This window comes from Antrihabitans stalagmiti (assembly GCF_016482825.1).
GTDB lineage: Bacteria > Actinomycetota > Actinomycetes > Mycobacteriales > Mycobacteriaceae > Antrihabitans > Antrihabitans stalagmiti.
The window spans coordinates 1-7,503 of sequence record NZ_JAEMNV010000024.1 but is presented as its reverse complement, the minus strand read 5'-3'; the positions used below and the strand labels follow the sequence as shown (position 1 = coordinate 7,503).

The window sequence follows — 7,503 nt, the reverse complement described above, 5'->3', positions numbered from 1 at the left end:
CGAACAAGGACACCGCGTCGACCAGACACAGGCCGCGGACGATCACTCAAAAATCAGGGATCACACCGTGTCCCGGTCGGTGGCTGGACCGTCCGCGACCCACCATCGAATCTAAATGTCGGTATCGCCCGATAACCTCACGGCCATGACACAAGACGAGACCAACCCCGATGTCGCTCCAGTCGACGACATGGACATCCCGGACTTCACGACGACGGTCGATTGGTTCGGACTGCCCGATGTAAACCTGCAGGGGATGGCCGAGTACGCCAATGATGCTGGCGTCGAAATGGGCGTCACCCTGTACCTTCCCTGGGGTGTCGCTTCCGGGATACTGACTTCAGTCAAGGAATTCTTCGAAAGAAGCGCGGCCGAACTTCGTAGAAGGGGTGAGGTCACAGGCGAAGCTGAACTGATCAGAACGACTGACGTCATTGCAAGGGCGTTCTTCGATGTAGGTGCTGAACGATCCCTGCGGGAGGACCCTGTCGACTCTATACATCAGGGTCATAAGATCACCCGGATGATTCACCTCAAGAATGCGAGATGTTTTATTGGCAGTAGCCAGCCGATTCTGCATCCACTCCTTCGGCTTCAACTTAGCCATATTTCAGCGTGGGCTCCTGGGACCATCGGCGACTGACCTCGGCACCTGCGCGGTGCTGCAACCTACAGCCGCTTGGGGCCGTGCGATGATTCCCGATCGTGGCCAGTGCATGCGACATCGTCGACGAGAAGATTGTCTGTTGGGAGGCTGCGGGCTCGCCGGTTCCTGAGTGGCTCCAGATCGCGAGCGCGATTGCCGTCCCGCTTGGGGCAACATTCACGACCCTGGGTGTATTGGCCGCTCTGTACGTCGTTATCCGCGACAATAGGCGATTCTCGACTGAGGAAGAACGGCGTCGCGCAGACCAAGCCCGTCTTGTACGTCTGCGAGCCAACTACTCCGACCCGCGGGCCGTGACCCTCTTGCTCACCAACTTGAGTTCGAAGCCAATCTTCGACGTGGTATTCGTAGAGCCTACGCACCCTGATGCATCGGTGACGACGCGAATGTCGTACCCGCAGCATCATCCGGACATAGTGGATTCAATTGGCGCGGGTGGGAAGTACACCGTCAATTACTTTCTTATCCGAGACGGAAATAACCTTGGTCTGGGCGATACAGTCGAAGGCAAACTTGCGACTTCGGTAATGTTTCTCGATGCGCAAGGGGTGCCCTGGAGTCTTTCGCCCGGGGAACAACCGACAATCCTCGATACCTAGGCGCCACACCAAGCGTTTAGTGGCTCGCGATGCAGTCTCGATGGTTACGGGTGGTGCTGCGTTCGGCGGTTTCACGCTGGCGTAGATCGCGTGTGACGCGAGCAACGTCGACGGCCAGAAGCTGACAGACGCGTAGCGGGCGTTCGCGCGCCGGCGCCCGATGGCCGCACCCATCGTTCTCGCGGCCACCGCCGTGTTCGACCACACCGCTCTGCCCTAAAGACGCCATTGTTGTTTGCACGTGTTTACTCGCTTTGAACGCGTCCGATCCAGCCAGTAGGTCCGCCTCCAAGTCGTCAGAGGAAGTACGTAGCACACTCCTCACGCACGCCGCGAGAATATCGGACAGATCGTCTCAGTCAACCGAGTAAGGGCAACACCTTGCCCCACTTTGAAACCTCGCGTACATGCCTGGTTTCGACATCCGCGCACGATGGCCATCACCGCTCCTCCAGCGGCGGGCACGGTACGGATGCTGCTTGCGCGTTTTGCGCTTGGGGGCTGCAACGCGGGCAGAAGGCAGCACCGTCCGAGCCATCCCACTGAATAACCGTCACCGTTCGCGACAGCGAGTCTTCACACTCGCCACACCACGGCGCTCTGGCACTTACGTGCTTTGTCGAATACACCGGCGGCGCAGGCAAATCGGCGAGTCGTGCCATGAGGACCCGGGCAGGAAAGCGCACGCCTGTCGGGTTCTTCGCCAAGTAGTCCGCGAGGTGCTTCGCATCCCAGCCAGCGCGAAGCGCTGCGTCAATCTTCGGCGCGAGCGTCACGCGATCCTTCCGGCCAACTGTCCACGGGGGTGGGAGAGATTGGAGAAGCGCGGCTCCGGCGTCGTCGGATTCGGATGGAGGTTCCCTTGAGGGGTTATTGGGGTCCACCACCGACTCCCCCGTGGGGTCTCGATATGACACCCCCTCCGTTTCACGGCGAACCGGGCGGCGTTTCGGAGTGGGACCGGGGGGTGTCGATTCGGGGCGGGGTGAAAGGTGCGGCGCATCAGGGTGATTCAGGAAGTAACGACTTGACCGCTGCGCTCCCGAGTCATGGAATTGAGCACGCCTGGTGACCAGCCCGTCGCCCTCCAACGTCTTGAGGGCACGAAGGACAGTGCTTCTGCCCGCGCCCGATTCAGACATCAGCGTTCGGATCGACGGAAAGCAGGAGAATCGCTCGTCTGCTTTGTTCGCGAGCAAGATCAGAATCAACTTGAGGGTTGGTGATCCCACGTCGGCGTCGGTGGCCCAATCGACTGCTTTCCAGCTCATCGATCAATCACACTCGTGCGGATTCAAGCCAGGCGTATACGTCTCGTCTTGCCCACCTGCGATGACGGACGCTTAATTTCAAGTGGTGCGGCCCGGGTGCATCGAGTCCACGCTCTCTTTTAGACGCCCAATCGTGCAGAGTCGAAACTGGTACCCCGGTGATTTCGCGGACTTCGTTGGCAGTCAACATGTCTCGTTCGATCGGCGCATGACTCATGCCCATGTCCTTTCTGGATGGATGTTGGTCTTTCGCTACACGTTTGCGGTGGATACGTTCCGAACATCTGTCGGAGTTGTGGATTCAGTGGGCTGCGGGCCCTTCTGCAGCATCCGACCGACCGTCTTGTGGTGCACACCAAGCCGGACGCCGATCCGCCGATGTGACCAGCCCTCCTCTTTCAAAGCTGCGGCGACTGTTGCGGGGTCATCCGTCGAAGCGTCTCGCTCCGATGCAGTCGCCTGTGAAGGTTTCGGACTCGGTTTGGCTCGGCTAGGCAGGCGAGCATCGTTTGCCTTCGTAGACTTTGACGATCGCGGCCTGGTCACGGGCGGAGCCGAAACGGGGTGGTCTTTGTCGGCCGGCATCGGTTCAGCGAGTTGCGTAACCCGCACGAGGAGCGCAATCCCGTGCGTCGCAGCGAGAAGGCTCACTGGCGCGACGGTTGCTACGGCCGCGCTGACCAACGGCGCCAATGTGCGGCCAGATGATATTCCGGCGTGAAAGGCGTTGCCGGCCACTGAGACACTGGCTGTGCTAGCGAGGACCGTCCAGAAAAAGCGCAGCGCAGGTTTACCGCTTTCGAGGCGGGCCAAAGTCACTACGCTGATGGTCGACTGCAGGATCGCTCCGTCCACGATGACTGGCCAAATCCACGCGAGGTGACGCGGTTGGCCGGCTTGCACAGCCAAGTCCGACAATGCCGCGAATGAGAGCACGAATGCGCCTGTGGCGATCGCGACGGTCAAGCCGACAGCGGAGATGGTTGCAATCCGAAGAGGGCGAGCTCGGCTAGCAATCATGTGCGGCAACACGACTGGTGGTATCGCGATCGCGACGAGTTGGGTCAGCGCGTCGCTGTCCAGCCGGTCGAAGGGCGAAACCGGCCGGGTCGGCATATCGAGGCCCGCGACCGACATCGGCGAGCAGACGACGCGGATCGCCGGGTCGCTGCACTGCGCCGCGGCGGCTAGCTGCTCCCCTAGTCGTGGTCGGTGTCGCGTTTCCTCCGGGTCTGGCGCGCACGCTAAGCATGTTCAGCACTTCGCGCTGATTATCGGAGATGCTGACCATCGCAGTGACCGCGAGAGCCAATCGCTGGTTTGGGAATCCAGATTTGGGCTCAAGTCCATCGTGGCCTGTCGACTGAGCGGACGCCGCCATGTCCTCGAATATGTGGAACAGCCTTCTGAGATCGCGAAATTTCACCTCGTCGGCGTTCACCACGCACCGTTCGCCGTTGCGAATGGTTGCGCGAGCGCGAAGCATTCGCCCTTGTCGACACGGATCGCGCGCGACCCCAGTCGGTAGCCTGTCAGTCGACCCTCGGCAATCCAGCGGCGCAATGTCCTGGGATGAACTCCGACGAGTTCCGCCCCCTTCTGGATGCTGATCAAGACTGGTGTTCCGCTGCCGGATCGATCGTGCTTCTTCATGGCATGGTCCCTTCCGCAACGACGCCCGGCCGAGTGACCTGTCCGGTCGTTGTTGGATCGGTTCGGGCACAAACAGATTCGCGTGTACAGAGGGGACGACAGCACCGCATAACGTGACTTCTCGAGACGTCCCTGTGGTAAACTCGTCCCTAGTCGTCCCAACTTCTGAGGGGGAACAGTGACGAATGACCGATTGCGAGACGCTTTACTTCGCCAAGGATTGACGCGCGACATGGCCGCGCAAGCGATAAACGTCGACGCGAAGACCATCGAAAGATGGATTACGAAAAACCGAACACCATATCCAAAGCACAGGAATGCGCTTGCGGCGTTGTTGCGTGAATCCGAGTCTTTCCTGTGGCCGGACGCGCGCGGGTCAGAACGCGCAGCAGAGATTGCAACGTCCGAGGTTGTCGCCGTGTATCCGCACCGGCACGAAATGCCGCGAGAGGTATGGTCGCGTCTAATAGACAGCGCTGCAAGTCAATTGGATATTCTTGTCTACGCTGGCTTGTTCCTGACGGAGAACCACAAATTGGTCAAGACACTTCGCACCAAGTCGCGAGCTGGAACGAACATCAGATTCCTGTTCGGGGATCCAGACAGCCTTAACGTCACGAGCCGCAGCCGAGAGGAGAACATCGGCCCCGCGGCAATCGCTGCGAAAATCCGAAATGCAATCATGTTCTTTCAGCCGCTCGCGGACGAACCCGCCATCGACATCAGGCTGCACGAAACGACCTTGTACAACTCGATCTACCGCTTCGACAACGAGATGCTTGTCAACACACACGTTTACGGGCGAATGGCTGCCCATTCCCCAGTGCTACATCTACGCCAGCTAGCGGGCGGCGACCTCTTTGACACATACGCAGATAGCTTCAACGCCGTCTGGGAGGATTCGAAGCCTCTGGCGGGACCGCACGTATCCATGCACAACTAGCTAGAATCGCTTCGATGGCACGCATCGAGCACTACTACGACCCTGACGCACCTCCAGCAAACAGCATCGTCGTTGCAGCGACGGCATTCGTGCTCGACGACCACGATCGGGTGTTGCTGATCCAACGCACCGACAACGGACTATGGGCTATTCCCGGCGGGGGCCAGGACGTCGGCGAGTACATATCGGAGACCGCAGTCCGCGAGACACGCGAAGAAACCGGCATCGACGTCGAGATCACCGGCATTGTCGGCCTTTACACCAATCCCAACCACGTAATGGCGTACACCAATGGCGAAGTGCGCCAACAGTTCTCGATCTGTCTGCGTGCAAAACCTGTGGGCGGAGAGCTCCGACCATCTGACGAGTCATCGATCGTTCGATGGGTGCACCAGGACGAGCTGGACGGACTCGACATTCATCCGTCAGTCCGCCTTCGGATCGATCACGGATACGCCAGGTCGCCCGAACCGTACATCGGCTGATCAAACAGCCGCGCGTAGCCTTCGCTCGGTTCGCTCCACCGCGGCGACGAGTTCGCTGCGCGCGCGACTTATAAACTGCGACACAACATCTGCCGGACCATACCGAGCGACGATTTCGTCAAGCCGTTGGTGCACATCGACCCGCTCGCCACTGGGTCCCGTAGTCATATCGCAGTACCAGACCGCGTCACGGACGGCGGAGTCTTCATTTTCGAACTCATCCAGTCCCTCGACCCCACGAAGTTCCGCTTCAAGATCTGCAAACGAGTGGTGTGCCACCAGGCCACAAATCCGCTCGGGCCATCCCTCTGCGCGCAGGAACCTCGCTCCATCCAGAGGGTGAAAACCGGTGTGCGCTAACGCAGGCGCATAGCCAATGTCGTGCAACCAGCAAGCGGCGATCAGGTCCTCGCCGTCGCCTCCAAAAGCCGGTGCGATTTGTTCGGCCTGAGCGCCTACGCCTTGCACATGCAACCAGCGGGTCGGAAGGGAGATCGCAATCTGCTCCCTGGCAACCTTGCGAGCGGGGGGCGAGGTCCGGGCAACGGCCATGGACGTCGAGCTTACCGAGTGCGCGACCAATTGCACCTAAATGAGCATATAGCATTCCGCGTGATCAGCCCAGGATGGCAATTTTGCGCCGTTTCGACCAGACAGGGATGCTGCCAAGTTGCCTTCTCGCACCACGATGTCATCCTTTGGCGTGAATAGCGCAGAGTGACGTATGCGATAACCAGAAATTGTGCAAACTGAGCCGACGGACTTTTATTCTAAAGAAGAAGGACTAAAGGATCGCGAGCTCACCCTTGCAGGCTGCGGAAAGAACAATGACCAGTTGACAAGGCCTTCCAGTCACCAGAGCAACTTTTCGTCGTGCAGTACGCTGGACCGATTCACGAGAACCTGATCAAACAGCTAGAGGAAGGTGCGGCTAGCCCGTCGCCAGAATAGAACGATCTCAGCATATCCACGACCATAGGGTTGGAATTCCATAATTATGAGTCAGCCCACTGTCCGTCAGTATCGGCAAAAGGTTAGGAACAGTTTCGGAGTGTCGAATACTGCCGCTACAATCGTTACGGGCCATCACGGCGACTTTCAATGTCTTCTATCGCGCGATCTATTAGCTGTACTTGAGTTGAGAGTTGGGGGAACGGGGACACCCACATCAGCCGTGTGCTCAACAACGCCTCTCGAATGTTCTTCAAATTTTGCAGATTGATTTCAAGATTATTTGGAAGTAGCTCGGACACGGCAAGTAGATTGCCGATCACTTGTGGAACGTCCTCAAACCGACGAAGTTGGATCAACAGGTATGCTTCGATTGCAAGCAGATTCTCCGCATTCGTGCCAGCAGTGTCCGCCTTTCGTACGGCTGCTAGTTTATCGTGCGCCTCACGGTACTCGCGATGACGAATGTTCTCGAGTACCGGACCGAGAACGTCGTGAACGGTAGGCAATGGACTGGCCGCAAGAAATTCAACGGCCTTGGCTCTGAGTTCCTTGAGTTCGGTGCGAACACCCATGTCGGCTAAGCTGTCGAGCCCATATAGGGCTTCGCGAACAAAAAGAAAAGCCCGTTGTTCAAGTTCGTCCTCTTCGCCGGACGACAACCCGAGCGCATCGGCTGCCCCATCGAGGAGTGCCTCACAGCATCGGCGCATCCTGTCGACTGGAAAGCTTCCAGCACACGCGTCTGACATCCGATCGGAAAGCGTCTTTAGCCTCATTAACGCAACGAGGCGCCTCCGGTTGAGAGGTATGTCATTTGCCAGGGTGATGGGACCACCTGCTTGCCACGAGCATGGGACCACCTTGGAGTGCGTTAGTGAGGATGCACCTGGTCGGTGGTGGCGTCAAGGCGGTGGCTGGGTCGGGTGCGTTG

At 58.8% G+C, this 7,503-nt stretch carries 9 protein-coding genes; 4 read left to right on the top strand and 5 right to left on the bottom strand.

Annotated features, from left to right (window positions below; genetic code table 11):
* Positions 1 to 145: 145 nt before the first annotated feature.
* On the top strand, positions 146 to 643 hold the full coding sequence (locus JGU71_RS29420) for a GvpU-like protein (RefSeq protein ID WP_199708691.1): 498 nt from the start codon (positions 146 to 148) through the stop codon (positions 641 to 643).
* Between the two features lie 62 nt (positions 644 to 705).
* Positions 706 to 1,266, top strand: coding sequence for a hypothetical protein (locus tag JGU71_RS29415; RefSeq protein ID WP_199708690.1), 561 nt, complete (start codon positions 706 to 708; stop codon positions 1,264 to 1,266).
* Positions 1,267 to 1,706: 440 nt separating this feature from the next.
* Here the strand turns inward: JGU71_RS29415 and JGU71_RS29410 are convergent, their stop codons facing one another.
* The 3 genes from JGU71_RS29410 to JGU71_RS29400 all read right to left on the bottom strand — a co-directional run bounded on the left by JGU71_RS29410 (position 1,707) and on the right by JGU71_RS29400 (position 4,190).
* Complete coding sequence (locus JGU71_RS29410; protein ID WP_199708689.1) at positions 1,707 to 2,537, bottom strand: helix-turn-helix domain-containing protein; 831 nt, start codon at positions 2,535 to 2,537, stop codon at positions 1,707 to 1,709.
* A 252-nt stretch (positions 2,538 to 2,789) separates the two neighbouring features.
* The gene (locus tag JGU71_RS29405) at positions 2,790 to 3,557 is read right to left on the bottom strand and encodes a DUF2637 domain-containing protein (RefSeq protein ID WP_199708693.1); all 768 of its coding nucleotides are present in this window, start codon (positions 3,555 to 3,557) and stop codon (positions 2,790 to 2,792) included.
* Between the two features lie 417 nt (positions 3,558 to 3,974).
* On the bottom strand, positions 3,975 to 4,190 hold the full coding sequence (locus JGU71_RS29400) for an excisionase family DNA-binding protein (protein ID WP_233530278.1): 216 nt from the start codon (positions 4,188 to 4,190) through the stop codon (positions 3,975 to 3,977).
* Positions 4,191 to 4,422: 232 nt separating this feature from the next.
* On the opposite strand from JGU71_RS29400, the gene JGU71_RS29395 reads away from it, so the two are divergent.
* Both JGU71_RS29395 and JGU71_RS29390 read left to right on the top strand, forming a co-directional pair.
* Positions 4,423 to 5,133, top strand: coding sequence for a DUF5919 domain-containing protein (locus tag JGU71_RS29395; protein ID WP_233530277.1), 711 nt, complete (start codon positions 4,423 to 4,425; stop codon positions 5,131 to 5,133).
* Between the two features lie 14 nt (positions 5,134 to 5,147).
* A complete protein-coding gene (locus tag JGU71_RS29390) occupies positions 5,148 to 5,618 on the top strand; it encodes an NUDIX hydrolase (RefSeq protein ID WP_199708687.1) in 471 nt (156 codons plus the stop codon).
* Here the strand turns inward: JGU71_RS29390 and JGU71_RS29385 are convergent, their stop codons facing one another.
* Together JGU71_RS29385 and JGU71_RS29380 are read right to left on the bottom strand one after the other, a co-directional pair.
* Positions 5,619 to 6,170, bottom strand: coding sequence for an HD domain-containing protein (locus JGU71_RS29385; RefSeq protein WP_233530276.1), 552 nt, complete (start codon positions 6,168 to 6,170; stop codon positions 5,619 to 5,621). It lies immediately after the preceding gene.
* A 524-nt stretch (positions 6,171 to 6,694) separates the two neighbouring features.
* A complete protein-coding gene (locus tag JGU71_RS29380; RefSeq protein ID WP_199708686.1) occupies positions 6,695 to 7,282 on the bottom strand; it encodes a hypothetical protein in 588 nt (195 codons plus the stop codon).
* Between the last annotated feature and the right edge of the window lie 221 nt (positions 7,283 to 7,503).